Genomic DNA, 26,438 nt, shown 5'->3' with positions numbered 1-26,438 from the left:
GATACATATAAGGGATGGACTGGGAATGAGAAAACGAAATAGAGAAAGATTAAAATCTGTTATTTTAGTAGGATTATTTACGCTTAGTATAGGATTAAATACTCATGTGGGGATTAATTTTTCTGATAACAATGTATTAAATGCATTACAGAAAACTACTCCACAAGAGGTTAACATAGCAAGTTCGGTAAAAGAAAATTTAGTAAATATAATAAGCCCCCAGAGATATATTGTAAGCTTTGGGGGTGGTTTGCATACTATCATTCATTATGACACTCATGATATATGGAAAACTCTAGCGGAGAGCATTCAAGAGAGTTATAAGGAAGAAAATGTATTAGAAGTGGAGTATGAAACTTGGCAAACAGCTAAAAATCATAAATCTATAGAGTTAGAGTTTGATTATGTATTTCCAGTAAAGGATTTAGGTGAAACATTAAAAATAAATGCTAAGGGAAAGGTAATAGAATCTTTAAATAAGGTTTTAGTATCTCAACTGGATAGTAGGGTATATGTGGCAGATACATTAAAAGGACAATATTATGCCATAAGTAACATATTAAATATTGATGATATATTAAAGAAAATAGACAACATAGAAAAGTCAGACTATAAAACATATTACAACATAGCAGACATATACGGTGTTAATAATAATAATTTAATGCCAGAAGCCTTTCCAAATGTGGAAAAGATAAAGGTAGAAAAGGAAATAATGCCTACAAACGAAAGACAGGCAGAAGCATATGCGGAAACTTTTTTTGGAAATAATTTAGATTTTATTAGAAAGATAAAAGAAACTAGTGGAACTATTGTATATATGTATGGATATGGTCAAAGAGTATTGAGGATAGAAGATACTGGAAGAATAGAATATATAGAAGAAATAGATCCTCAATTATCTAGTGAAAAAACTAGCCTAGATGAAGCTTTTAAAGTAGCAGTAAATTTTGTTTCTACCCATGGTAATACGGTAGGAAATAAAATTTATTTGAGAGATATACAAGAGATTGTTGAACAAAATAAAGATGGGTATAGTTTCTTCTTTGGATATAAGTTAAATAATTTACCCTTATATGCAAAAGGTGTAGGAATAAAAAGCGAAGTAGTAGATCCTATTGAAGTAAGGGTTGTTGGAAAGCAAGTAGTTTTATACAAGAGAATTGTAAAAAATGAAAAAAATGTTATGAAATTCCTAGAAGAGGAAACAACCTCTATGTTAAAGGCTAGGCAGGTTATAGATTTAAATTTTACAACCATTAAAAACGACTATATTCAAGAAAAGCCAAGAAGAGGATATACGGTAAATTTCAAGGATGTTTCAAAAAATATACTTGAAGAAATAGAAAATGTAGAAATTGCATATTATGACTATGAAGAAAAATATAAAAATGAATTAAGTCCTATTTGGATAATTAAAAATTCAGTAAAAACTTATTATATAGATGCTTATACAGGTGAAATAGTAGAAAGTTTTTAGATAAAGTTGGTGAGATGAATGGATTGGTCTAAGGCAAAAAATATACTTATAATAGCCTTTATCATAACTAATGTATTTCTCATATATAATATTCAAAAGGATATGTATGGCAGAGATAATGTATTAATAGTTGATGATAAAATAATAAATGATACTAAAGGTATATTGAAGGAAAAGGATATAAGTGTAGATGTGGATGTTCCTAAAATAGTCATAGAGATGGAGCCTTTAGATGTGGAGTATGAAACTTATGATAAGAGTAAATTAAAGGAAAAATTAGTAGGAGAAAGTGGCGTATTAAGTATAGAAAACAATAAGTTATTGAAATATAAAAGAAGTTTTTCAGAAGAAAATTATTTCTTAGATAGGGAAACGGCTTTAAAAACAGCAGAAGAATTTGTAAGAAAAATAGGTTTTGAAAATAGAGACCAAGAAGTGTGGCATGTGTTAGCATATAATAATAGATACGAAATATTGTATAAACAAATTTACAAGGAAATGTTCTTAGAAAATAGCTATATGAAGGTTATCGTATCTACTAACGGAGTAGAAGAGTTCGAAAGAATATGGCTAAAACCTATATTGAAAGATAAAAGTAAAAGAGAGATAATGCCAGCTACAAAAGCCCTATTAAAGGTAATGGATGATCTAGAAGAGGTTCCTAAACCTGTAATAATAAAGGACATAAGCTTGGGTTACTGGTTTGATCCAGCTCAAATAAGCTTTGCCAATGCAGAAAATATAAAATCAGGAACGGCCTTACCTGCATGGAGAATAGTACTAGATAATAAAGAAGTAAAGTTTATAAACGCATATGATAAATATTAAAGCATAGAAAATAGTTTCTATGCTTTTTTTACGTTATAGGAAATTATAAATTTTCAAAACTATGGATAAGTAAAAAATAAGGGGATGTGGGGGAAGAATTCCCCTGCCTCTTTAAAGGAGAGTGTTCAGATTGCGTTAGCAGACGCCTGCGGGAACCATAGGGTTCCATAAGGTCACATAACAACGTATGCATTTTTTTTGTAGAAAAAAATAGAATTTTGTTAAGAATCTAAAAAATATTAAGAAGTATTATGATAAAATATATGTAGCGAGTTTGGGGATGTGAGATAGAAGGAGACGTGTGTGGATACATGTGGGTTGGTGAAAAATATAATATATTAAAAATGTTTCATAAAAATGAAATGCAGGATGTATTTATAGGATGTCACAAAAATAATTCACAATATTTAGTACTTATAAATTACATTAGGGATGAATCATGTGTAAAATTACTAGAGAACTTAGATATGAAGGAGATATTAGATAATATTCTATACTCTAATAAAGAAGAAGACCAAATAGTAATGGTAACAGAATTTAAAGAAGGATATAGATTGGAAGAGTATTTTTCTAATAAATATTTAAGACTAGGCACTAGGATGCATATGATACTAGAATATTTAGATAAAATAAGTAAATATGATAGACTAAATGAGTTAATTAGAAATTCTTTAATATTAAAGTCACAAGTGCTAGTGAAAAATGAAAAACTAAGTATAAACGAATTCATATTTATAGATGAGAATGTGGAGTTTAAGGATGTAATAGGAAAAATACAAGATTATATTAGAAAAATTTTATTTACAGGATTAAACATGAATGAATATGAAGTAAGGACCATAAGTGAAATAGAGAGCTATATCAATAATTTAGGAACTGAATATGAAAAATATGATAGGATACAAGAAATATTTGATCACTTTAAGAAATTTTACCTGTATAAATGGGCATTAAAGTAGATTATTTATAAATTTACCATGAGTTAATTACTTATCAAATTAGTGCATAAATGATATAATGATATGTAGCCTTAAAAGATAAATTGCTTTTATTACTTGAAAGGATTGAAATGGATGGGGAAATTACTTGTAGAAGGTGGATATAGATTAACTGGAAAAGTTAATATAGGAGGATTCAAAAATGCTGCAGTTGCCATAATACCTGCGGCTATATTAGCTGGAGATGTTTGTATTGTGGACAATCTTCCTACAATAGAGGATGTTAATATATTAGGACAAATTTTAAATGACATAGGAGCAAGTGTAGCTTACGATAAAGAAAATAAGGAAATGAAAATAGATAGCACCAAATTAGAAGAATGTTATGCACCTTATGAAATAGCTAAGAAGTTAAGAGCTTCATACTATTTATTAGGAGCTGGTCTTGGAAGGTTTAAGAAGGCCAAAGTGGCATTACCAGGTGGATGTGAGATTGGAAGTAGACCTATTGACCAACATATAAAGGGATTTGAAGCATTAGGAGCAACGGTAAACATATCTCATGGCTTTATAGAAGCAGAGGCAGAAGAACTTATAGGAGCTGAAATATACTTAGATGTAGTAAGTGTAGGGGCTACTATTAATATTATGCTTGCAGCTTGTAGAGCAAAGGGAAAAACTATTATAGAAAATGCGGCAAAGGAACCTCATGTAGTTGATGTGGCAAACTTTTTAAACTCTATGGGAGCCGATGTTAGAGGTGCAGGAACAGATATTATTAAAATAAATGGTGTAGATAAAATGAAAGGCAGCACTTATAGTGTTATTCCAGATCAAATAGAAGCTGGTACATATATGATTATGGCAGCAGCTACTGGTGGAGATGTAATAGTAGACAATGTTATACCTAAGCACTTAGAGCCAGTTACGGCGAAGCTTAAGGAGATGGGCATACAAGTTCATGAGTATGGAGAATCCTTAAGAGTTGTGGCAGAAAATAAGTTAAAGAAGGCTAACATTAAGACACTTGTATATCCAGGATTTCCAACGGATCTTCAACAGCCCATGTCAGCATTACTGACAAAGGCCACTGGTACGAGTATTGTAACAGAGACCATATATGAAGGTAGATTTAAGCACATAGATGAGTTAAAGAGAATGGGAGCTAAGGCTAAAGTTGAGGGAAGATTAGCAGTAATTCAAGGTGTAGAAAAATTGTCCTCGGCGAAAGTTATGGCTACAGATTTAAGAGCTGGAGCTGCCCTTATTATAGCTGGCCTTATGGCTGACGGAACTACAGAAATATCAAATCTTCACTATATAGATAGAGGATATGAATGTATAGAAGAGAAACTTCTTAGCTTAGGAGCTAAAGTTAAAAGAGCTATTTAGGTATGTTTTAAAAATACCTTAAAAACATGTGATGAAAGAAGACGGTTGGTTATCCTATAGCTAACCGTCTATTTTTAACTTATATATATAGATAGTATTATAGAATAGGAGGCACCATATGGGATTCACTTTTTGTTCATTAGCTAGTGGAAGTAGTGGCAATTGCCAATATATTGCCAGTGAAGATACACATATATTAGTAGATGCAGGGTTATCAGGAAAAAAAATAAAAGAATGTATGGAATCCATAGGAAAAGAAATTGAGAGAGTACAAGCTATACTTGTAACTCATGAACATAGTGACCATACTAAAGGTATAGGAATTTTATCTAGAAGATATAATATACCTATATACGCAAATGAAAAAACCTGGAATGAAATAATGGGTAAAATAGGGAAAGTAGATGAAGAAAATATAAAAGTATTTAATACGGGTGAAGATTTCCTAATAAACGATGTAAAAATAAGACCATATCAGGTATCACATGATGCGGCAGATCCTGTAGGCTATTCCTTTTTCAGAAATGACACAAAGATAACCATAGCTACAGATTTAGGGCATGTTTGTGACAACATAAAAAACGAAATAAAGAATAGTGATTTATTACTTTTAGAGTCTAACCACGATGTGGAAATGTTAAAGATGGGAAGTTATCCATGGTTTTTAAAGAAAAGAGTTATGGGAGATCAGGGCCATATTTCCAATGAGGTGGCTGGAGAAACTATAGCTGAAATACTAGAATCTAATGGATATATAGGGCATGTTTTACTTGGACATTTAAGCAAAGAAAATAATTTTCCAGAATTAGCCTATCAAACAGTAAAAAATATATTAGAAGATAAAAAAATAAAAATAGGGAAAGATATAACTATAGATTTAACTTACCGAGACCGTAGCAGTAAAGTATACGAGGTGAAGAAAAACCTATAGGAGAGTGATTATGATTTGTCTTTTCACGATGAAAATTTAAATAATAATGAAGAGAATAGAAGAATAGATGAAGAAATTAGAATTGATCCTATACAAGAAAGAAAAGAAGACAAAGAAAAAAGCTGGTCTATTGGATATATTGCAGTAATAGTTTTAATATCAGCCATAATAGGAGGCACAGTAGTTGCATTTATAATGCCAAACTATGTCATGTCAAATTATATGGCAAATAATCCGTCTCCAAATGTAGAGATTGTCACTAAAGGAGAAGAATTAGGAGTAGTATCAGCTGTGGCTAAAAAGGCCATGCCATCAGTAGTTGGCATAACCACAATAACCATAGAAAAGGACTTTTTCTTTGGTGTTAGGAAAGGTCAGGGTGTAGGAACAGGTGTAATAATAGATTCAAGAGGATATATACTCACAAATTCACATGTAGTAAATGATGGTAAAACAGAAGAAGTAAATGTACTATTTTATGATGGTTCTACTAAAAATGCAGAGGTATTATGGAATGACTTAGTATTAGATTTGGCAGTAGTAAAAGTAAATAAAACAAATTTACCAGTGGCAGATCTAGGAAATTCTGATAAAATTGAAGTAGGAGAAGTAGCCATAGCCATAGGAAATCCCCTTGGACTAGCTTTCGAAAGAACTGTAACTGCTGGAATTATAAGTGGTTTAAATAGGAGTATTCCAATAGATGAATTAAATAGTATAGAAGGTCTCATTCAAACGGATGCTTCCATAAATCCAGGAAATAGTGGAGGTCCACTATTAAACAGCAAAGGTGAAGTAATAGGAATAAATACGGCAAAAATCCAATCTGGAGAAGGTTTGGGATTTGCTGTACCTATAAACATAGCTAAACCCATAGTAGATGAGTTCATTGAAAAGGGTGAATTTAAAAATGTATACTTAGGATTAAGAGGTATAGATGTGGCTAAATTCACTAGTTTGTATGCAGAAAAGTTACCTGTAGATAAAGGGGTAGTAGTATATCAAATATTTCCTAATTCTCCTGTTGCAATAGCAGGTCTTGAGGAAGGGGATATTATAACTAAGATCAATGATACGGATATAGAATCCATGAGGCAATTAGTAAGGGTACTTTACAAATACAGACCAAATGATAAAATAAACTTAAGAATATTAAGAAATAACAAACAAATTACTTTAGATGTAGTTTTAAAAGCTACACCGAACAAATAATGCTAAAGAAAAAAATGCTTTTGGAGTGAAGAACATGTATGTAGTATGCGAAGAACATTTACCTAGAGCCATTGATGACTTTGTGGAAGTATATGAACAATGTCCAGATATTTATAGACTGGATCAAGTTTCATTTACAGACTGGAGCAGTCCACATAATTGTGATTTTTGTATTGAACCACCAAAATATTTAGTAGTTTAGATTTCTAATGGGTAACAGTATGTCTGTTACCCATTTTAATGTGTATAATTAGTTAAGGGTTCATAATCTTAAACTCTAAAACTATTTAACAATATGGGAAAAAATAATTATAAAGGATTGAATTAGTAACAACAGTTACGGATAAAAACCTTTCGTGATGGTATTATTTAACATGTAAAGGATAAAGCCATGAAAGGGTGCAATTAAAATGAGTAATATAGATAATCTTGTTAGACAACATGTAGAAATAAAAAATAATATTAATACGTTAAAAAATATAATAAGTAATAAGAATTTAGAAGATAATAGTTTTGAAATTGCTAAATTAATAAATACTTTAGCAGGAAAATTAAAGGTTCATTTAAGTAGTGAAGATAAACATTTATATCCAAGACTTCTACAAGATGATAATGACAAAATAAGAAAGACTGCTGAAGTATATAATGATGAAATGAAAGACGTGTATAGCACTTTCACTGATTTCAAGATGAAGTATAATACTAAAAATAAAATTAATGATAATATCATTAGTTTTAGGGAAGACACTAGAAAAATCTTAAATATCTTAGAAAATAGAATAAAAAAAGAAGATTTAAATTTATTTCCCTTATTAAAATAAGTTAATTTAGGATATATTAAAATAAAAGTACTCTTGTTTAGAATTTAAACAAGAGTATTTTTTTATGAGACACTAATTATTTAAGATAATATGATAAAATACTATAGAAAAATTACTTTTAATTTAGATTATCTTAAAAGAGAATAATAGTATGAACTAGCAAAGGAGAAATATAGATGAACATAACAGTGATTTCAGTTGGAAAGATAAAAGAAAAGTTTTTAAAGGCAGCAATAGATGAATATTCAAAGAGATTAAGTAGATATTGCAAATTAAATATAATCGAAGTTCCCGATGAAAAGACACCAGATAATGCTTCGGAAAAGGAAGAAGAACTTATTAAAGAAAAAGAGGGGGAGCTTATCTTAAAAAAGATTAAGGACAGATCCTATGTGATAGCCCTTGATTTAAAAGGAGATCATTTAACTTCAGAACAGTTTGCTAAAAAGTTAAAAGACTTAAGTGTTCAAGGTAAGAGTGATGTGACTTTTATTATTGGAGGTTCTTTAGGCATAGCTAAGGAAGTTTTAAAGAGAGCCAATTATAAATTATGTTTCTCAAAGATGACTTTCCCTCATCAATTATTTAGGGTTATGTTACTTGAGCAAGTTTATAGGGGATATAGAATTAATAACGGTGAACCGTATCATAAATAACTGAAGTATTTTGATTAAGAGTTCGAGATATTTCACTCATGCACAATAATTGTCGTGGGATTCTGGTTAGCTGTTTGGAACATAGAAATCTACACAAGTTTAGCGTATAGTATATTTTTGATTACTTGGGATGAATCGGATATAAAACTATCGAGATAGAATAGGAAGTCAATGTCTGCAAATACATTAAATGTGCAGATAGTCGTACAACTAGAACGAGTAAAATAATCTATAACAAAAGGAAGCCGACTCAGTAGAGTTGGCTTTTTAGCGTTAGTATTTTACTTTTAAGACTATAGTCCAGAAAGCTTTGCAATTATCTCAGCAACTTGTTCAGCGCACTTAAATGTAAATAATTATAGACTATATTACAGTACAGAAGATAATAGCAAAAATCCTTTATAGCACATCTCCTCAAAATCCATGATCTCGTATTCGAAGCCTGATTGTTTTATTGCTTCTTTTTGCTTCTCTGAGATATGTGTCGAAGGATAAAGACCGAGAATATAGCTTGATGTAGTGGATATAAAAGTCTGTATTGCTTCATCGCTAGAAGTCGGAAAGAACTTTTGAATGCTTTGATATAAAGGAGCCATAAAGCCCATTAGATTTCTCTTGAATTCAGTCAACTTTTCTAAACTGCAGTTCTTCTCAAGAACGGAATACAATATTGACATAAGTCTCAACAAGCGCTCGTTCTTGACATAGGATTTAGTAAATTGACGACAGAACTCTTCCTTCGTCAATACTTCGTATTTCTCTGTAAATTCGATTACATCTTCTATCCAAGCCATTACATCTATCAAAAGCAGATCGAGTAGTATCTCCTCTTTTGTAGTGTAGTATTTATAAATTGTTGACCTTGCGAAAGACGTCTTTTCTCCAATCGCTTTAAAGTGAACATCATCAATATCCCCTTTATCAAATATCTCAGCACAGGCAATGAGAATCTCTTTTCGTCGTTCTTCGATTTGTGCATTTGTTCTTGCTCGCTTAAATTCCATTTAATCACCCCTGAAGATAATGTTAGCACAAGTTCATATTAGTTTCAATTAATAGTTGACACGGTGTCAGGAAAAATGTATAATCATTTTACAGACACAGTGTCAGTTAAAATTGTAATTGATATTATTCAGCAAGGTTACGATGTTATAAGTTCAATACTGAATAATCTATTAAATAAAGGGGGAGTATGAGATGCAATATAGAAGGTTAGTGAAAAATGGAGAGGATTTATCTGTTCTAGGTTATGGCTGCATGCGTTTCCCAACGAAAAACGGTAGAATCCATGAGGATAAAGCTGACAAACAGATGCTATACGCCTTTAAGAATGGTGTAAATTACTACGACACCGCCTATCCTTATCATGGCGGCAGAAGTGAAGTGATGCTGGGGAAGTTCATAAAAAAGCACAATATAAGGGACCAGGTCTACATTGCCGATAAGCTGCCAGCTTTCCTGGTCAATAGATCAGAACAGATCAAGAAGTATTTTGAAACACAACTCGAGAGACTCGATACAAACTATATCGATTATTATCTGATGCATATGCTAGACAGTATGCAAACTTGGGAGAAATTAAAGAAGCTTGGAATACTTGAATTTATCGAAGAGAAGAAGGCGAAGGGTGAGATAAGGCATATTGGCTTCTCTTTCCATGGTAGACCTGAAGAATTCATTAAGATTCTAGAAGATTACGACTGGGAATTCTGCCAGATTCAGTTCAATTATTTAGATGAATACAATCAAGCAGGTCTTGCAGGATTAAAAAGGGCCAGTGAACTCGGCATTGGCGTTGTGATCATGGAACCGTTACGAGGTGGTAATCTAGCTGCAAAGGCTCCAGCGAAGGTCAAAGAGAAGTTTAATGAATATAGTGAAAAAAGATCACCAGCCTTTTGGGCGCTACGCTGGATCTGGAATCATCCAGAAGTCGGTGTAGTACTGAGTGGGATGAACGTCGATGAACATATTGCTGAAAACATTGAAGTAGCCAGATTGACTGAGCCAAACAGTATGTCCAAAGAGGAAATTGGGATTGTAGATGATGTCAAAGAAATTTATAGAGAACTGATGAAAGTCCCTTGTACCGGCTGCAATTACTGCATGCCTTGCCCTTTTAATGTAGATATTCCAGGGACATTTACGGATTATAACAACAAGTATTTCTTTGGAGATAGACAATCGCAATTTCAATACATTGGTAAAGTAGTCGGGATGATGGGGATTAAGAAATCCGGTGCAGACCTATGTACCGACTGTGGGAAATGTGAAAAGCATTGTCCTCAGGAAATTGAAATAAGAAAAGAACTAAAAGTTGCCCATAAGGAGTTGGATAACTGGTTCTTAAGAAGGGCAATGAAAGTCATCATGTTTTTTATGGGTGGCAGAAGCAGAAAAAGGCAAGAAGCGTAAGTCGTTTCTTCAGGATAAATTCAAAATACTTTAAATTAAACAATTAAAAGGAGATATTGAAATGAAAAAAAGCAGAGTACTTATTCTAGTGACAAATCATTCAGATTTTGAGAAACCCAATGTAGATCCTACTGGACTTTGGTTATCTGAACTAACTCATTTCTATGATGTATTTGATGAGAGAGGAATCGATATGGATATTATCAGTCCGAAAGGAGGAAAAATTCCGATAGATTCAAGAAGCTTAAGTCGATTTGGATTAGATGCAAAGACAAAGAAGCGATATGAAGATTCAAAATTCATGTCTCTTTTAGAAAATACTAAATCGCTATCAGATATAAACTGGGAAGACTACGATGTTCTTTACTTTGCTGGCGGGCATGGTGCCATGTGGGATTTTGCAAATGATGATGATCTACACACATTAACTAAAGAAATGTTCGAAGCTGGAAAAATCGTATCCGCAGTTTGTCATGGTGTTGCAGCCTTGCAAAATGTTAAATTGAGCAATGGAGAATACTTGCTTAAAGGAAAAAAAGGCACATGCTTCACATACTTCGATGAAGGTATTGCTGGTGTGAAAAAATATGTTCCATATAATCTTGAGAAGACTTTGAAAGAAAGAGGCATGGTCTATAGTAAGTCCTGTTTACCTCTTGGCAAACACACAGTTGTTGATGGAAAACTTATTACAGGTCAAAACCCAAATTCTGCAACTGAAACGGCTCAGAAGACCTTAGAGGTATTGATGAAGACTGTATAATATACACTTAAAGTGAAAAAAAACGCACTTTCACCCGTTACGGTGAACCATACCATAAGTAACAGCGGTTTTCTATAAAATAAAGTTATATCAATATGTTCAGGAAGTTCATTTATAAAAAAATCAATATTTATCATAACTGTATTTAAATAAAGAACTATCCTGAACAGGGATTGATATTTTTGATGTAAGTATTATTATCTATTTTATAAAGCCCATTAACCTTTTTACATTATCTGTATTTTCTTTGGATGTAAGTGATTCTAAAAGAGTGAAGGCTACATCAAAGGCTGTGGCAGGATTGTATGAAGTTATGATATTTTTATCAATAACTATTGGCTTATCAGATACAACATTTACACCAAATTGAGCTAACTCATTTTGTCTTTTTCCATCATTAAGACTATAGGTCGTTCCCTTTCGTCCATTTAAAACACCACTTTTACCAATAGGAAGTGATCCAACACAAATGGAAGCAATAATCTTTCCTTGTCTGTCAAACTCCCTGATAACACGCAAAAAATCTTCACTATATGCATCTACATAGAAACCAGCTTCTTCAAAACCACCAGGAATTGCTAAAGCATGGAAATCATCTACATTTAAGTCCTTTATATGAAGCTCAGGAGTAACAGTAAAGTTCCATGTACATTTAAGCACATCCCTTGTTCCAACAGTAATTAATTCTGTAGTACCATCTCCTTCAAAATTATTCCAACCTATCACATCAGTAAAAACACTTGCTTCAACAGCTTCGAATCCATTAGCAAGTAATAGACAAACTTTCTTCATAATAATTCCCCTTTCAAATGTAAAGTGTTTACAAGTTCTATACTTCGTAATAAAATTATAGCAGCACTAGATGGTTCGGTAAAATCGAAATAAATGATATATATATTCTGAATTAACGATAATAGATCGTGAAAGGGGAATATGGAAATGGAAATTCGTCAATTAAAAACTTTTAAAAAAGTAGTTGAGCTTAAAAGCTTTTCTAAAACAGCTAAAGAACTAAATTATGGACAGTCTACTGTTACTGAGCACATACAATTACTTGAAAGAGAAATAGGAATACCTTTATTTGACCGATTAGGAAAAAAGATTAGTGTAACTAGTGTAGGAAAAGAATTATATGGGTATGTGGTTGAACTATTGGATACGCATGAAAAAATCAAAAATATTTCAGCAGATAAAGAAAATTTAAATGGACATATTTCCATAGGAGCCTCTGAATCAATAATAGTATATAGATTACAGCCTGTGTTATCTAGATTTAGAGAAAACTATCCAAATGCTAATATTACACTAATAAGTGATAATTGTTCAAAACTTAGAGAAAAGCTATATAGTGGACAAGTTGATTTAACAATAACCCTGGAACCAGCCATAGATAATAAGGATTTAGTAGTAAATAAAGTTAATGAAGAACTCCTTGTTTTTATAAGTGGTTTAGGAAATAATGTGGACAAAATAAGTGTAGATAATAAAGATGAAATAAATAAGGAATGTATTATTTTCACAGAAAAAGAATGTGCCCTAAGGCGTTTTTTTGAAAACTATTTATATAACAAAAGTATAACTCCAAGAAGTAAATTAGAATTTTCAACTATTGAAGCCATAAAACAATGTGTAGCAAGTGAACTTGGAATTAGCTTATTACCTGTAATGTGTGTAAACGATTTAATTAAAGATAAAAAAGTAAAAATAATAGGAAGTGAAGATAAGGAAATTAAATTCTTAACTCAATTGGCTTCCCATAAAAATAAGTGGCTATCACCATTATTAAAAGAGTTTATGAAATATTGTTTAGAATCATTATCAAATTTTTAACCTACAACACATGTATATCTAGTATAAGAAAAAACCGCAGTTATAGAGAAACGCTGCAACGCATCATAAGTAAAGGCGGTTTTGACGAGGCTTCTGAGTGCTCATCTTTGCCATCCAAATATAGTCTAAATAAGTTTTATCATATTGGATGGCTTCAATGATAAAATATATTTAAACCAACCAAAATGAACTTTACATTAAGTGAGGTAAAAGATATGCCTAGTGACGTTTTTTTGAGATTAACAGATGAAAAGAAAAACAGAATAATAGAGAGTGCAAAGGAAGAATTTAATTCAAAAGGATTTGAAAAAGCCACAGTAGTTAGAATATGTGAACTAGCAGGTATACCACGGATTACATTTTATTCTTACTTTGACTCCTTAGATGATATATATAACTATATTTATAATAATCAATCCTCAGAATGTAGTAGAGTTTTTAATGATAATAATATTGTCAGTGGTATCAGGGATAGTCAGTTTGATATGGAGACTTTTTTAGAGTTCGAGGCTTATTATTTAAAAATGGTCGCATCTAAGTATGGTTTAAAGAAGCTTTATAATACAATCAATAATAAACCTATAGAAGAGAGATTGATTCTAAATTTACTTATATCTCTCTTTACCCAATATGAATTGGGTATTATGTCTAGAACGGCATTAATATATGAATTCAATTCGTTTATAAAACAATTGAATACTTAATATATACACATTTAGAACACTGTATATTGAGTGAGATAATCTTATAATATACAATTCCCTTATAAAGAATGAAGATAGCTAACTATTATAAGGAGATTATAATTATGAAAAAAATTGCTTTGATTACAGGATCAACAGATGGTATTGGTAGAGCCCTTGCCCTTTCTTTAGCTGAAGAAGGATATAGTATACATGTATTAGGAACCAATAAAGATAAAGGTAAGGAAGTTATAAAGTCTTTAAATAAAATTCATCCCAAGGGTGAACATGAATTGTATATTGTAGATCTTTCTACTTTGGAAAACAATAACAATTTCTTAGATGAGTATATTAGAAATCATGAGCATTTAGATTTGTTAGTTTTAAATGCAAATGCAATGTTTAAAAAAGTTAAGACAGGTAAGGATGGAATAGATTTAGCATTTATAATCGGTTACCTATCTAGATACATGTTTAGTGTTAAACTGGATGAATTATTGAAGAAAAGTAATAATCCAAGAGTTGTTCATATAGGTGGCGCAACAATGATTTCAGAAATTCAATATACTAATTTAAGAACGCCAAACTATAAACCTTTAAAATCTACAGCTATGGGATTTATGGCAAATAATCTATTAACTTATCATGCAAATAAAAATGGTCTGACTGATGTTCCATACGAGTTTGTTGAGCCAGGAATAGTCAATACCAATACAGTTAAAAACCAAAATATTATTGTAAGATTTCTTTCAAAAATAATGGGTATGATTGAGCCAGAAGAAGCTGGAAGACTCATAAAAGAGCACATAATGGAAACACAAAGTAAAGATGTTTCTGGGAAGTTTTATAATAAGAAAAATGAAAAACAGCCAAAAAAAGAAGTTGTTTATGGTGAAGAAGCCTTCAAGGAAGTATTAACATTTTCTAAAGAAGTTACGGGGTTACAATTTACAACTAGTTAGGCATAAATTTCTATTGTGATTAAAGATGAAAAACTCGACTGAAATCTGAGGTTGAGTTTTTTGTGAGGGTTAGATTTGAATAGAAAACGAAAGGCCAGAGTGGAAAAGTTGAATTGATATTAGGGAAAAGGGAAAAGGCACATTGTCTAAGATGTAGTTTAAGCTACCATCAATACTTCAAATAAATCTCACAAAAAAATGCAGTTATACCGAGACTGTGAACCTTACCATAAATAATGACGGTTTTTCGAGATATGTTACCATATACTGCACATGTTGAACCTGTGGTTGAACTGTATAGGAAATAAGTTTGTTTCAATAATCAAATAGATGAAAAAGCCATTAGCCAACGAGAATTTTAAAACTCTCATTGGCTAATTTACTATATTTTGGGTGTTCAATCTTACTAGACAAAATATCTTTAACTCAAGATAGTTGACAATAATTTTAATATAGTGTAATATATCTTTAAGTCAAGATATTCAGGAGGTAATAGTGTACGAAAAAGAAATCAAACTTATGACAGCTTTAAGAAAACTTTACAAAACTCTTGATGACGCTTTAACAAAAAATCTTAAAGAATTAGGCATTTCGACTACAGATTATCTAATTTTAGCTGTTTTGGAAGGTACAGGACCTATTCCGATGCAGAAACTTGGGGATTATCTATTAATAACCAGTGGAACAATAACCTATGCTACCAACAGAATAATTGATAAGGGATTGGTTATGAAGATTCAGGATAATGATGATAAGAGGAAGTTCTTCTTAAAATTAACTGATGATGGTTATGATATGTTAAGGAGGGTCAATAGAGAACATTTACCTTATATAAGCAAAGTTTTAGGCTCGTTTTCAGGAGATGAACTTGATGAAATTACTGAAACTATAAAAAAACTTATAATTTCTGTAGAAAAAAATAGATAAATTTTTTTAAAACAATATCTTGAACTCAAGATTTATAAGATGCAATAAAGGCCGTATTTAGGATTTTTTAAATAAAAACACATAGGTAGCAAAGTTATACTAATACAATATGGTTATAGATATATTATGAAAGAAATCATAAGAAGTAAGGAGGTTTTTAAATGAAGTCATTATATGAAAAGACTCTTCTAGGTGGAATTGAAGTGAGAAATCGTTTTGTACGTTCTGCAACCCATGAGGGTATGTCTTCTGATGGAGTAGTTACTCCAGAGCTTATTAAAATGTACAAGGAATTGGCACAAGGAGAAGTGGGGTTAATCATAACAAGTGGAGTGGAAGTAACGAAAGAAAAAGCACTTGCTAATTCACTGAGCATCTACGATGATTCCTATATTGAATCTTTGAAGAAACTAACTAATGCAGTTCATGAAGCAGGTGGGAAGGTGATTTCTCAACTTGTACATGGCGGGTCAACAGTGCTTTGGGAAATCGACTACGAACCCATAGGTCCATCTGCGATTCAAGATCGATTTTCAAAAATTATGCCTAAAGCAATGTCCAAAGAGGATATTATCAACGTTATAAAACAGTTTAGCGATGCCGCTCTACGTAGTAAAGTAGCAGGCTTTGATGGTGCTCAGATCCAAGGCGCATTTGGATTTTTACTAAATAAATTTTTATCACCATATTATAACAGAAGATCGGATGAATACGGTGGGTCCATTGAGAATCGATCAAGAATACTGGTCGAGATCAGAGAGGCTATTGCAAAGGAATGTGGTAGAGATTTCCCAGTATTCATCAAATTATCCATCGATGATTTTATGAACGATGATGTGAAGGGGCTGGAATTCACAGATGGCAAAGAAATTGCGAAAGTGCTGGCAGCTACAGGATATGACGCCATTGAAGTCAGTGGCGGGAGTGTAGGTGAAGTAGGAGGATCAAGGAGGCCAACACCTAACTTTGATGGAAGGGAAGCCTATTTTAAAGAGCAGACCATTGAAATTGCAAAGGAAGTTCAAGTTCATCTTATAGCGACTGGCGGTATTCGTACAGAAAAAGTTGCTCAAGAGCTTATAAATTATGAGCACATTGAGGCTGTTTCTTTCAGCAGACCATTCATTTCCGAACCTGATTTGGTTAAGCGATGGAAAGAAGGTGCAAAATCAAGATGTACATCATGCTATCAGTGTGGTCAACCTGATGGAATCAGATGTATTTTTAGTAAATAATAGCTTTTATAATGGGGCAGGTTTTTAGAATTCTAAGGACCTTATCCATTTCAAGGTACTTGACGAAATATCAAGTTAGTATATGATATCTTTAAATGAAGATATTTAAATAAAAGATAAAAGGAGGAAAATTATGTCAGCATTAATGGTTGCATTTGTTAGGGTTCATGATTTAGAAGCTTATAACCGTGAGTATCTTTCTATTGCGCACCCTCTTATTGTAAAGTATGGAGGTAAAGCACTAGCAGTATCTGAGAAGGTAAAACATATACAAGGATCTCTCCCAGAGGGTAAGTTTGTTATTTTAGAATTTCCAAGTATGGAACAAGCTGAAGCTTATTACTATTCCGCTGAGCATCAAAGAGTAACAGAAAATGGAAAGAAATATTTTAGCGCAGATAGTATTATTGCAGAAAATCAACTTCATAAAGGTTAAATGTAATAATAAACCTGAATATGTGTGAGACACCTCTTATAGTTGGAGGTGTCTCTCTTTAATGTGTAGTAAGTTATGAACGATAATTGTATGATTATAGAATACACATGATTAATGAAAAAACAATGCAATAATCGGATGAAGTGTATGTAGTGGATTATGAGAGAACAACCAAAGTAATGTTGTAAAAAACTCTATGTTTTTATAATGTAGGAATTCTAAAAGTATATTAATAGTGTGGTAACTATGGATTTTTATGTTCATAGTTTTTTTGTTAAGATATTTTCATTTAATGATTATATCATAAATATATTAGTGCAAATAAAATCATTTTACAATTTTTAAGCATATAATTATCATATAGACAAGCTTAAAAAGTACAGAGGATAGACGTATCTACTAAATGGAGGAGTGGATTAATAATGACAAGTTCCGCAGTAAAAATAGAAGAATATGAATTACTATATTTAATGAAATGCATGGAGTACAATAAAGGCATTCGAATATTTGTAAATGGACTTATGAGACAAAAAAAAATCAAGTCAAAAGAATATACTGTAATAAAGGCAGAAAAGATTAAAATAAAAGATGTAGAGTTATTATTTATAGTAGTAGGTTTAAATTATAATAAGGCAAAAGTAGTATTTATTAAAAGTAAACAGTATTGTAATATTTTCGGAAGTATTATAGAAGATAAAAATGGAAAAGAAATAATGAAAGGATATAAGATATCAAATAATCACATTAAACAAATTGTTTCAAAGGACTATGATGATGACTTTAAACAAGACTTAAAAAAACTTGAAGATTCAGAAAAATATCATTGTGGAAAAGAAAAAATAAGGAAAAAGGGGATTCCTTGTCTTTATGGTAATTGGTGTGGACCGGGGTGTAGTGGACCAGGAGCTCCAATAAGCCCTGTTGATGCATGCTGTAAAGCTCATGACATTTGCTATGGTGAAAATGGATATTTTTCAAAGAGTTGTGATGATAAATTAATCCATTGTTTACAACCTTATGTTGTTCAGGGAAATAAATGGGCAATTCTTATAAGTAATTGGTTTAGGCACTAATTATTAGGTGCATTATTGATTCGGAACCATATCCTATGAACAAGGATTGACTCATATAAAATATTGTTAAAATAATCAAAGAACTGTTTCTTATATAAAAGACCTACTTCTACGGCAGGTCTTTATGTATGTACATATATAAATATATACAGTTATGTGGTACATTAGTATTAAAATAAAAAGTTGGTAGAATTTAAAAACACTTCTCATACAAATTATGGGCGCATGTATCTTTTTTGTAAAAACCGCCGTTGCATACAGTAGGATGAACCGTACCATAAGTAGCATAGGCTTTTTCTAAAAGCATTGATATTGATAGAATTTATAACTTTTCAAACTATATAATATTTTATAAATGTTAAAGAAGGAGAATCCTCGGATGATGTGGGCCTCCTTCTTTTATATTAACTTTTTTTAGTATTAAATTTGATAGAGGCCATAAAGATATCTAATTAATATAGTATAAGTTTTCTCTGAGGAAAAATTAGCTACAAGTAAAGAATGGGTTAACTCATGGAACAAAACTTAGTAGGAATTTAGAATTCTAAAATAGATTTATTCTTTAAAAGTCTATTAACCCTGGAGTATACTCCAGGGTTTATACTGTACTTAAGTTAACAAGAATTATATTTAGGAGGATTCAGTATGAAAATATTTGCAGTTTTAGGTAGTCCACGAAGAAAGGGAAATACAGGAGCTTTGTTAGAACAGTATTTAAAAGGAGTGGAGGAAAATCATAGTGATATAGAAATCATAACAGTTTTTCTTCAAGAAAAGAATATTGAAGGGTGCAGAGGTTGTAATATTTGCCAAAGTGGGAAAATTGATAATTGTGTTATAAAAGATGATATGGATGAGTTATATAAAAAATTTGAACAATCTGATATCGTTGTTCTTTCTACACCAATATATTTTTTTAGTATGACATCTGAATTAAAAGTTTTTATGGATAGGCTATATGCTGCTAGTCATGGAAGCTGGAAAAATAAAAAATTTGTATTATTAACAACTTATGGCGATAAAGATGAAATATCATCTGGAGCTATAAATTTAATAAATATTATAAAGCAAATGACAGCATTCACAAGAACGGATTTTATACAAAAGTATGGAGTAAGTACAGGAATGAATCCTAATTTCGTTACTCAAGATAAAAAATCATTAAGTGAAGTATATGAGTTGGGCAAAAAAATATAATGAAATTTAACAAATTAAATAAGGAGAGTGAAAGAGCATGAAAACAACCATTATTCTTGCTCATCCGTGGCATGGAAGCTTTAACAAAGCTATAATGGATATAGCGGTAAAGCAGTTAAAAAACAGGAAAAAGGAATATCAGATTATTGATCTAAATAAGGATAATTTTGCCCCCGTTCTTAGAGAGTCAGAACTTGCCTTTTATTCGAAAGGAGAGTCTAAAGATGAGTTGGTTAAAAAATATCAGTCAATGTTAAAAGATACTCACGAGTTAGTTTTTATTTTTCCTATATGGTGGTTTGATATACCTGCTATTCTAAAGGGGTTTATTGAGAAAGTAATGCTTAAGAACTATGCTTATATTGAGGGGAAATATGGACTGAAGGGTTTGTTAACTAATATTAAAGTTACTACAGTTACAACAACTTCAGAGGCACCCACTTGGTATCTAAAATACTTGGTAGGAAATCCAATAAAACGTTCCTTTATACAAGGTACATTAAAGAGCATTGGACTTAAAAATGTTAAGTGGTTAAATAATTCTTATACAACCAGCGGTACAGACAAAACAAGAAAGAGTTTTTTAAATAAAGTAGCAGCTTATTTTTCTAAATGATATAGCAATACTAAAAAGCATCGCATATGTAGATACTTACGTATACGATGCTTTTATCCTCAACAAACTATATTTTAGTATTCCGACTAATGCACCCATTAACCTTTGTGCTAGTAAATCTATTTCATATGATAAAATTAAAGAAGAAAGATATAAACATCTAGAAATAATCTTAAGCAAATAGCAGGGAGGCAAATATGAAATCTTACAAAATTGGTGAACTAGCAAATGTTCTAAATATAAAAATTGATACTATAAGGTATTATGAAAAAATAAGATTAATCCCAAAGCCTGAAAGACAGGAAAATGAATATAGAGTCTATTCAGAAAAATATATTGATATCATTCAGTTCATAATATTATGTAAGAATAATGGATTTACGCTAAAAGAGATTAGTGAAATTATAAATTTACTATCTTTACGTGATGATAATAGTCAAGAGCTTAAAACTGTAGTTAATAAAAAAATTGATACAATTGATGGTAAAATTAAGGAATTAGTTTTTTTAAAAAAGCAACTAAATGAAGTTATTGAAAATTGTGACTCAATGGATTGTGAAATAATGGATTTTTTTATGAAATAGTTAAATGAAAAATTAGAAGTGTTTTTATTAGAAAAGATGGACAATAAATTTGAATACAGGTAACTAGATTGAATAAGTTATATAATAAGAAATCGTCGTTGAACCATGTACAGTGAACCGTATTATAAACAAAGGCAATTTTCTCTGAACGCAAGCAAGAATGACACTCTAGCTTGAATGCTATAGAAAGAAATAATAACTAGTTTAGAAAACAAATTCATATTCATATTTTAAAGGTTAAAGGAGCTAGAAATTTATGAATTCAAGGAAGATATATGAAAAAAGAGTCAGATATTACGATCGGTTATTAGACAAGTTATCAAAAAACATAACTTATATTAGTGGTCTAAGACTCTTGGTGGTAGTACCTATAATTATGACCATAAGCTTTGCAAGTAGTATGGAAAGACATCTGATTTCTTGGGGAATATCTTTGCTTTGGATTATGTTGTTTATTTACCTCGTTAGCAGGCATAGAAGATTTAAGAAAACACATAAATATGTATCTATACTTAAAAAAATAAATGTTGATTCCATCATGAGGCTGGATGGTAGATGGACGGAGTTTAAGGATAATGGAGACGATTTTCAAGATGAAAATCATAATTTTTCTTATGATCTTGATATTTTAGGACAAGGATCCCTCTTCCAATGGATCAATTCAGGGAATACTCATATGGGAAAAACTAGGCTTGCACATATTTTGACTCATCCATATGGCGATAAAGTGACAATTCTTAAAAGACAGGAAGCAATTAGTGAATTAGCTACTAAGAGATGGTGGAGACATAGACTTCAGGCAGAAGGAAGGATGATTACAGAAAAAAATAGAAATATTGAAGTTTTAATAAACTGGGCTAAAACTAGACAGTCATTATATACGAATTCTTGGATGATTGTAGTCTTTCGAGTATTACCTATTGTTACAGTCAGTACTTTTCTGCTAGCCTTTGCAGGCAATAGAACCATAAAAGGTATTCCAATATTGTTTATAATATTTCAGATGATGCTACTCTTAATCAATATAAAAAAGCGGAATAAAAATTTTGCTTTGGTGTATAAGTATAAAAAAAGTATTATCGTATACAGGAGGATATTAAGGCACTTTGAAAAAGTCAGTTTTCAGTCTGAATATCTTAGGGAATTAAGTAACAGTTTAGGCAATAATAAAGGCATATCAGCAATGGAACAACTAAAAAGACTAGAAGCCTTAGTTGATAGGATTGAAAACCGAAACAACATTTTCTTTTTTCCAATCAATGTGATTTCTCTCTGGGATTATCAATGCTTAATTGAATTAGAACGCTGGAAAAGTGAATATGGATTAATACTTGAAGAATGGCTACAAAAAATAGGTGAAATTGAAGCCTTATCCAGTTTAGGGACCATAGCATATGATTATCCAAACTGGACAATTCCTGAAATTACAGAGGAATCTTCAATGCTTCAAGCCAAGAAAATAGGACATCCTTTGCTTACCAATAGACAGGTTCGTAATGATGCAAATATACAAGATCCTTTTAGAATATTATTAATAACTGGATCTAATATGTCTGGGAAGAGCACTTTTCTGAGGACCATAGGAATCAATTTGGTCCTTGCCTATGTAGGGGCACCGGTATGTGCAAGTGACATGATATGTTCAATTTTCAGCATACATACGTGCATGAGAATAAATGATAATCTTGAGAAAGGCATATCCTCTTTCTATGGAGAACTATTGAGGATCAAAAAAATTGTAAAGGCAAGTAAGGAAAATACACAAGTATTTTTCTTACTTGATGAAATATTTAAAGGGACAAACTCCTATGATCGACATATAGGAGCAAAAAAGCTAATTAAAAAATTACAGCACAATGGAGCTATAGGTCTTGTATCAACCCATGATCTTGAGCTAGGTATGCTGGAAAAAGAAAATACAATTAAAAATTACCATTTTCAAGAATATTATAAAGATGGTCAAATTTGTTTTGATTACAAACTAAGGGCAGGTATTTCTACCACAAGAAATGCGCTACATCTTATGAAGATAATAGGAATAGAAGAAGGGATAGATTAAGGAAGAGATTCTTTTGTCATATAAAAAACGCAGTTATAACCATACGGTGAACCATATCATAAGTAAGTGCGCTTAATTCAATACAAAGAACAGGATTAAGCTCAACCTAGTTTATTCATAAGTGTTTTCTTAATTCTGTTACTCGTAGATAGTCATAAATATTTTAAAATGAGACATACTGTTGTCCTATTAGCCATGATACAATTATGAAAAATCTAATTATACTTTATAGAAATTTAGAGGAATGATTATTTATTATGTTTTACTCTTAAGTTATTTTTGCGCAAATGAATTTGTATATTTGTAATTAAAATGACTTTTGAATAAACATGATATTGTGGAGTGATAAATATGCAAATAGAAAGGTTGCTTAGAATAGTAGATATTTTAATGCATAAAAAAACATGTACTGCAAAAGAACTGGCAGATATTTTTCATGTTTCAACTAAAACAATCTATAGAGATATGGATACTTTAACCATAGCACAAATACCAATTATCACAACAAAGGGTAAAAATGGAGGCATAAGTATTTTAGAGGATTACAAAATAGACAAATCATTAGTAACTCAAGAAGAACAAAATAGTTTGATAATGGGGTTACAAGCCTTAAAAGATCTAAACTATGTTGATATAGATATTACATTAACAAAACTAAAAAATGTGTTTAATAAATCGTATGATAGTTTAATAGAAATTGACTTTGCATATTGGGATAGTCACGGGAATTTACAACAAATATTCAAGGATATTAAAAAATCACTGCTTAATGGACAAAAGTTAAAGATATCTTACTGTGATATTTCAAATAATAAAAGTGAAAGAATCATATTACCGTTAAAACTTTTATTTAAGCAAAAAGAATGGTATTTAAGTGCCTTTTGTGAATTAAAGAATGATTATAGAATATTTAATATTCTTAGAATAAACAATGTAAGCATAATTAATGAAAGTTTTGTCAAAACGTTATATAAAGCACCTAAAACTAAGCTACCTTTTACTGTTAATAAGGGGAAGTCCGAGATAAAATTATTGATTGATAAAAAAATGAAAGATAGAGTTTATCAAGAGTTTGAAAAAGAAAGTATAACAGTCAATGAAGATGGCGACTATTGTATAAAATATAAGGCCGTGTTGAATGACTGGTTTTATAGCTATATTTTATCTTATGGAACAAACATAAAAATCTTGGAACCTGAGAGCTTAAAAGAGGCTATACGAAACAAAGTCAATTTGTTAATGGAGCATTATAATTGATTTTTTTAAATGAAGTAAAAAAATATATTAGAGAACGAGATTGAAATTTTTAATTATAAGTTAATAAAACATAGGATCACAAAGGAGAACATAAATGAAAAGAACATTTGTAGGATATAAAGGTAGTAATGAGTTAAGTACGTTAAATGATTCTTGGGATAAGTTCCATTCTAGCCCTTTAGCAGGCATATCTGAATACGCTTGTATATACATTCCAGATGGTAAAGGTGTTGAATATTTTATAGGAGTTCCTAAAGAAAATGTACCATCTGATATAAATATTAGTAGCTTTCACAGCATGGTTGTAGAGTACGAATATTTTACTACAAGAACAATAAAAGCAGAAGATAGTAGTATGTTGGTTAATAAAGTTTTTAGTTTTTGGACTAAAGATCATTATGAAGTAAAGAATGCTATACCCGGTGGTATAGAATATTATAAATATGATGAACAAGGTAATATATATGCAGAATTAGTATTACCACTTAGCTCGAATAATTAAGATACTGAATGATAATTAAATAGCTGTTAAGTTGTTGCAAATGGGTTAGATTAAGTACTCCTACTAAATGCTTTTGAATACTAAAAACGGCAATTAAAACATGTCCGGTGAGCCATATCATAAGTAATGGCAGTTTTAGAGGATTCAATGGGACTACTCATCATCAATTAAAAAATGATCATACTAAATAGTATCTAGTATGGTCATTTTTGTTTATATGTTAGTTAGAACTATAAGAAATCTTTTTCTATTGACAAATTCCTTTAATATTCAATCGAAGAATTTAGAACTCTACTATATTCATGCAAGAAGAAAATCCTTTACAAATTCATATAAAGGATTAATATTTTGGTGCTTAATAATTAATATTCAAATATATTTTAATCTCCTATTTCTTTTGGAATTCCATCTTCATTTCAAACCAATCGTATTCAATATTTTCAAGATAAAAGATTTCTAATTCGTCTTCTCTTCCAGTATAAAGTTTTTTTATCACTGGAGTTTTTTCAATAATATTTAATTTAGTTTGCATATCTTCTTCAAAAACTACATCACCGCTTACTCTCAGTGTTGAGTAATCTTTAGCCATAGCTATCCACTCTGCATGAGGATTAGCTTTTAGCTGTCTGAAAACTTTTTTCTTGTTTGATGTGCCGAAAACTATTCTATTTTCCTCATCAATCATAATCCCCCAGCCTCTTACTCTAGGCTTTCCACTCTCATCTGTTGTTGCCAAAAAACCCATAGGATTTTCTTTAATAAAATTTAATTCTTTACTCATAAGATTCATCTCCTTTTTTCGGTTTGATATTCTTGTTTAATTATATTTTTTACGAGTAACTTACCAATTGCGCCACTGACACCGAAAACTGCTATTGTCATTTTTAAAACCTCTTTAAATTTAAAGAGTAATTATATTAACTATTGTATAGAGTATAAACATACGATACAATGGTTAATAAAAGTTATGATGATAAATAATAGACATAACGATAATTAATGACTATTAAATAGGAGGAAACGATGGGTAAAAAGACAGATTTAAGGATAATTCGGACGAAAAAATCTATAAAAAGAGCATTTTTAGACTTGCTTAAGGCGAAGAACTATAATAAAATTACCATTCAAGATATAGCAGAAGAAGCAATGATTAATAGGAATACTTTCTACTTACATTATTTAGATAAAGATGATTTGCTTGACCAACTTACATCTGAATGTTTGAATAAATTGAAAGAGAGTATGAATTCTAACAGTAATATTCATACAATTGATGACTTAGGGTATGATGATTTCTATGAAATAATTAAGAAAGTTTTTGAAACTATTGAAGAAGATATTGATTTTTATAAGGTGATTTTAGGAGATGAGAGTATACCCTACTTATCAATAAAATTCACAAATGTGATAAAGAATCATATAAGTGAGGGGCTAGATAAACCTTCTACATTCAAAGTTGGGGAGAGAAATATAGATCATAGAATAATCTATGTTGAATATATGGCAGCAGGGCTTATAGGAGTCATTCGCTTTTGGATTAATAATAAGGATAAGTATTCCATGGAAGAAGTATCAAGATTATTAATTAATATGTACTCAAAAGATATGATAGAGTTACTAAAAAACTCCTAGAACTTAAAA

General features: G+C 30.9%; 28 protein-coding genes. 25 read left to right on the top strand and 3 right to left on the bottom strand.

Annotated elements, in window-relative coordinates:
* Positions 1 to 25 precede the first annotated feature (25 nt).
* The 9 genes from CCE28_RS07310 (at position 26) to rlmH (ending at position 8,258) form a co-directional block, all read left to right on the top strand.
* Entirely contained in the window at positions 26 to 1,480 is a 1,455-nt protein-coding gene (locus tag CCE28_RS07310; protein ID WP_095132476.1) for a hypothetical protein, read from the top strand.
* Positions 1,481 to 1,498: 18 nt separating this feature from the next.
* The gene (gene yycI / locus CCE28_RS07305; protein WP_095132474.1) at positions 1,499 to 2,308 is read left to right on the top strand and encodes a two-component system regulatory protein YycI; all 810 of its coding nucleotides are present in this window, start codon (positions 1,499 to 1,501) and stop codon (positions 2,306 to 2,308) included.
* Positions 2,309 to 2,619: 311 nt separating this feature from the next.
* Complete coding sequence (locus CCE28_RS07300; protein ID WP_095132472.1) at positions 2,620 to 3,267, top strand: hypothetical protein; 648 nt, start codon at positions 2,620 to 2,622, stop codon at positions 3,265 to 3,267.
* A 114-nt stretch (positions 3,268 to 3,381) separates the two neighbouring features.
* Complete coding sequence (locus tag CCE28_RS07295; protein ID WP_095132468.1) at positions 3,382 to 4,638, top strand: UDP-N-acetylglucosamine 1-carboxyvinyltransferase; 1,257 nt, start codon at positions 3,382 to 3,384, stop codon at positions 4,636 to 4,638.
* A gap of 118 nt (positions 4,639 to 4,756) precedes the next feature.
* On the top strand, positions 4,757 to 5,569 hold the full coding sequence (locus CCE28_RS07290; RefSeq protein WP_095132466.1) for an MBL fold metallo-hydrolase: 813 nt from the start codon (positions 4,757 to 4,759) through the stop codon (positions 5,567 to 5,569).
* A gap of 15 nt (positions 5,570 to 5,584) precedes the next feature.
* Positions 5,585 to 6,781 (top strand): serine protease HtrA, encoded by a 1,197-nt coding sequence (gene htrA, locus CCE28_RS07285; protein WP_242972926.1) that lies wholly within the window; start codon positions 5,585 to 5,587, stop codon positions 6,779 to 6,781.
* Positions 6,782 to 6,815: 34 nt separating this feature from the next.
* Positions 6,816 to 6,983 carry a CxxH/CxxC protein gene (locus CCE28_RS07280; RefSeq protein WP_095132464.1) on the top strand — a complete coding sequence of 56 codons (168 nt, stop codon included), beginning with the start codon at positions 6,816 to 6,818 and terminating at the stop codon, positions 6,981 to 6,983.
* A gap of 208 nt (positions 6,984 to 7,191) precedes the next feature.
* On the top strand, positions 7,192 to 7,602 hold the full coding sequence (locus CCE28_RS07275) for a hemerythrin domain-containing protein (protein ID WP_095132463.1): 411 nt from the start codon (positions 7,192 to 7,194) through the stop codon (positions 7,600 to 7,602).
* Between the two features lie 176 nt (positions 7,603 to 7,778).
* Positions 7,779 to 8,258 carry a 23S rRNA (pseudouridine(1915)-N(3))-methyltransferase RlmH gene (gene rlmH, locus CCE28_RS07270; protein WP_095132461.1) on the top strand — a complete coding sequence of 160 codons (480 nt, stop codon included), beginning with the start codon at positions 7,779 to 7,781 and terminating at the stop codon, positions 8,256 to 8,258.
* Positions 8,259 to 8,626: 368 nt separating this feature from the next.
* On the opposite strand, the gene CCE28_RS07265 is transcribed toward rlmH, so the two are convergent.
* Positions 8,627 to 9,262 (bottom strand): TetR/AcrR family transcriptional regulator, encoded by a 636-nt coding sequence (locus CCE28_RS07265; protein ID WP_095132457.1) that lies wholly within the window; start codon positions 9,260 to 9,262, stop codon positions 8,627 to 8,629.
* Between the two features lie 193 nt (positions 9,263 to 9,455).
* On the opposite strand from CCE28_RS07265, the gene CCE28_RS07260 reads away from it, so the two are divergent.
* The gene (locus CCE28_RS07260) at positions 9,456 to 10,673 is read left to right on the top strand and encodes an aldo/keto reductase (RefSeq protein WP_095132455.1); all 1,218 of its coding nucleotides are present in this window, start codon (positions 9,456 to 9,458) and stop codon (positions 10,671 to 10,673) included.
* 61 nt (positions 10,674 to 10,734) lie between these two features.
* Entirely contained in the window at positions 10,735 to 11,436 is a 702-nt protein-coding gene (locus CCE28_RS07255) for a type 1 glutamine amidotransferase domain-containing protein (protein WP_095132453.1), read from the top strand.
* 201 nt (positions 11,437 to 11,637) lie between these two features.
* Here the strand turns inward: CCE28_RS07255 and CCE28_RS07250 are convergent, their stop codons facing one another.
* Entirely contained in the window at positions 11,638 to 12,228 is a 591-nt protein-coding gene (locus CCE28_RS07250; RefSeq protein WP_095132451.1) for a DJ-1/PfpI family protein, read from the bottom strand.
* 147 nt (positions 12,229 to 12,375) lie between these two features.
* Between CCE28_RS07250 and CCE28_RS07245 the strand changes: the two genes are divergently transcribed.
* From CCE28_RS07245 to CCE28_RS07185, 13 genes are all read left to right on the top strand, one after another.
* Complete coding sequence (locus tag CCE28_RS07245) at positions 12,376 to 13,266, top strand: LysR family transcriptional regulator (protein WP_095132449.1); 891 nt, start codon at positions 12,376 to 12,378, stop codon at positions 13,264 to 13,266.
* 215 nt (positions 13,267 to 13,481) lie between these two features.
* A complete protein-coding gene (locus tag CCE28_RS07240; RefSeq protein WP_176461710.1) occupies positions 13,482 to 13,970 on the top strand; it encodes a TetR/AcrR family transcriptional regulator in 489 nt (162 codons plus the stop codon).
* Positions 13,971 to 14,074: 104 nt separating this feature from the next.
* A complete protein-coding gene (locus CCE28_RS07235; protein WP_176461709.1) occupies positions 14,075 to 14,911 on the top strand; it encodes an SDR family NAD(P)-dependent oxidoreductase in 837 nt (278 codons plus the stop codon).
* A 495-nt stretch (positions 14,912 to 15,406) separates the two neighbouring features.
* The gene (locus CCE28_RS07230; protein ID WP_095132443.1) at positions 15,407 to 15,838 is read left to right on the top strand and encodes a MarR family winged helix-turn-helix transcriptional regulator; all 432 of its coding nucleotides are present in this window, start codon (positions 15,407 to 15,409) and stop codon (positions 15,836 to 15,838) included.
* Between the two features lie 161 nt (positions 15,839 to 15,999).
* A complete protein-coding gene (locus CCE28_RS07225) occupies positions 16,000 to 17,073 on the top strand; it encodes an NADH:flavin oxidoreductase (protein WP_095132441.1) in 1,074 nt (357 codons plus the stop codon).
* 133 nt (positions 17,074 to 17,206) lie between these two features.
* A complete protein-coding gene (locus CCE28_RS07220) occupies positions 17,207 to 17,509 on the top strand; it encodes a DUF1330 domain-containing protein (protein WP_095132439.1) in 303 nt (100 codons plus the stop codon).
* Positions 17,510 to 17,931: 422 nt separating this feature from the next.
* Positions 17,932 to 18,582, top strand: a complete 651-nt coding sequence (locus CCE28_RS22450) for a hypothetical protein (protein WP_207652866.1) — start codon at positions 17,932 to 17,934, stop codon at positions 18,580 to 18,582.
* A gap of 645 nt (positions 18,583 to 19,227) precedes the next feature.
* Positions 19,228 to 19,779 carry a flavodoxin family protein gene (locus CCE28_RS07210; RefSeq protein ID WP_095132437.1) on the top strand — a complete coding sequence of 184 codons (552 nt, stop codon included), beginning with the start codon at positions 19,228 to 19,230 and terminating at the stop codon, positions 19,777 to 19,779.
* Between the two features lie 37 nt (positions 19,780 to 19,816).
* A complete protein-coding gene (locus tag CCE28_RS07205; RefSeq protein WP_095132435.1) occupies positions 19,817 to 20,395 on the top strand; it encodes an NAD(P)H-dependent oxidoreductase in 579 nt (192 codons plus the stop codon).
* Positions 20,396 to 20,592: 197 nt separating this feature from the next.
* Positions 20,593 to 20,979, top strand: coding sequence for a MerR family transcriptional regulator (locus CCE28_RS07200; protein WP_095132433.1), 387 nt, complete (start codon positions 20,593 to 20,595; stop codon positions 20,977 to 20,979).
* A gap of 256 nt (positions 20,980 to 21,235) precedes the next feature.
* Positions 21,236 to 23,038, top strand: a complete 1,803-nt coding sequence (locus CCE28_RS07195; protein WP_095132431.1) for a MutS family DNA mismatch repair protein — start codon at positions 21,236 to 21,238, stop codon at positions 23,036 to 23,038.
* 351 nt (positions 23,039 to 23,389) lie between these two features.
* Positions 23,390 to 24,295, top strand: coding sequence for a helix-turn-helix transcriptional regulator (locus CCE28_RS07190; protein WP_095132429.1), 906 nt, complete (start codon positions 23,390 to 23,392; stop codon positions 24,293 to 24,295).
* Positions 24,296 to 24,389: 94 nt separating this feature from the next.
* Complete coding sequence (locus CCE28_RS07185) at positions 24,390 to 24,797, top strand: hypothetical protein (RefSeq protein ID WP_095132427.1); 408 nt, start codon at positions 24,390 to 24,392, stop codon at positions 24,795 to 24,797.
* Between the two features lie 388 nt (positions 24,798 to 25,185).
* On the opposite strand, the gene CCE28_RS07180 is transcribed toward CCE28_RS07185, so the two are convergent.
* Complete coding sequence (locus tag CCE28_RS07180; protein WP_176461708.1) at positions 25,186 to 25,578, bottom strand: pyridoxamine 5'-phosphate oxidase family protein; 393 nt, start codon at positions 25,576 to 25,578, stop codon at positions 25,186 to 25,188.
* Between the two features lie 242 nt (positions 25,579 to 25,820).
* Between CCE28_RS07180 and CCE28_RS07175 the strand changes: the two genes are divergently transcribed.
* A complete protein-coding gene (locus CCE28_RS07175) occupies positions 25,821 to 26,429 on the top strand; it encodes a TetR/AcrR family transcriptional regulator (RefSeq protein WP_095132423.1) in 609 nt (202 codons plus the stop codon).
* Positions 26,430 to 26,438 lie beyond the last annotated feature (9 nt).

Origin of the sequence: Anaeromicrobium sediminis (assembly GCF_002270055.1) — a bacterium.
Taxonomy (GTDB): Bacteria; Bacillota; Clostridia; order Peptostreptococcales; family Thermotaleaceae; genus Anaeromicrobium; species Anaeromicrobium sediminis.
This window is presented reverse-complemented; position numbering and strand designations above follow the sequence as displayed.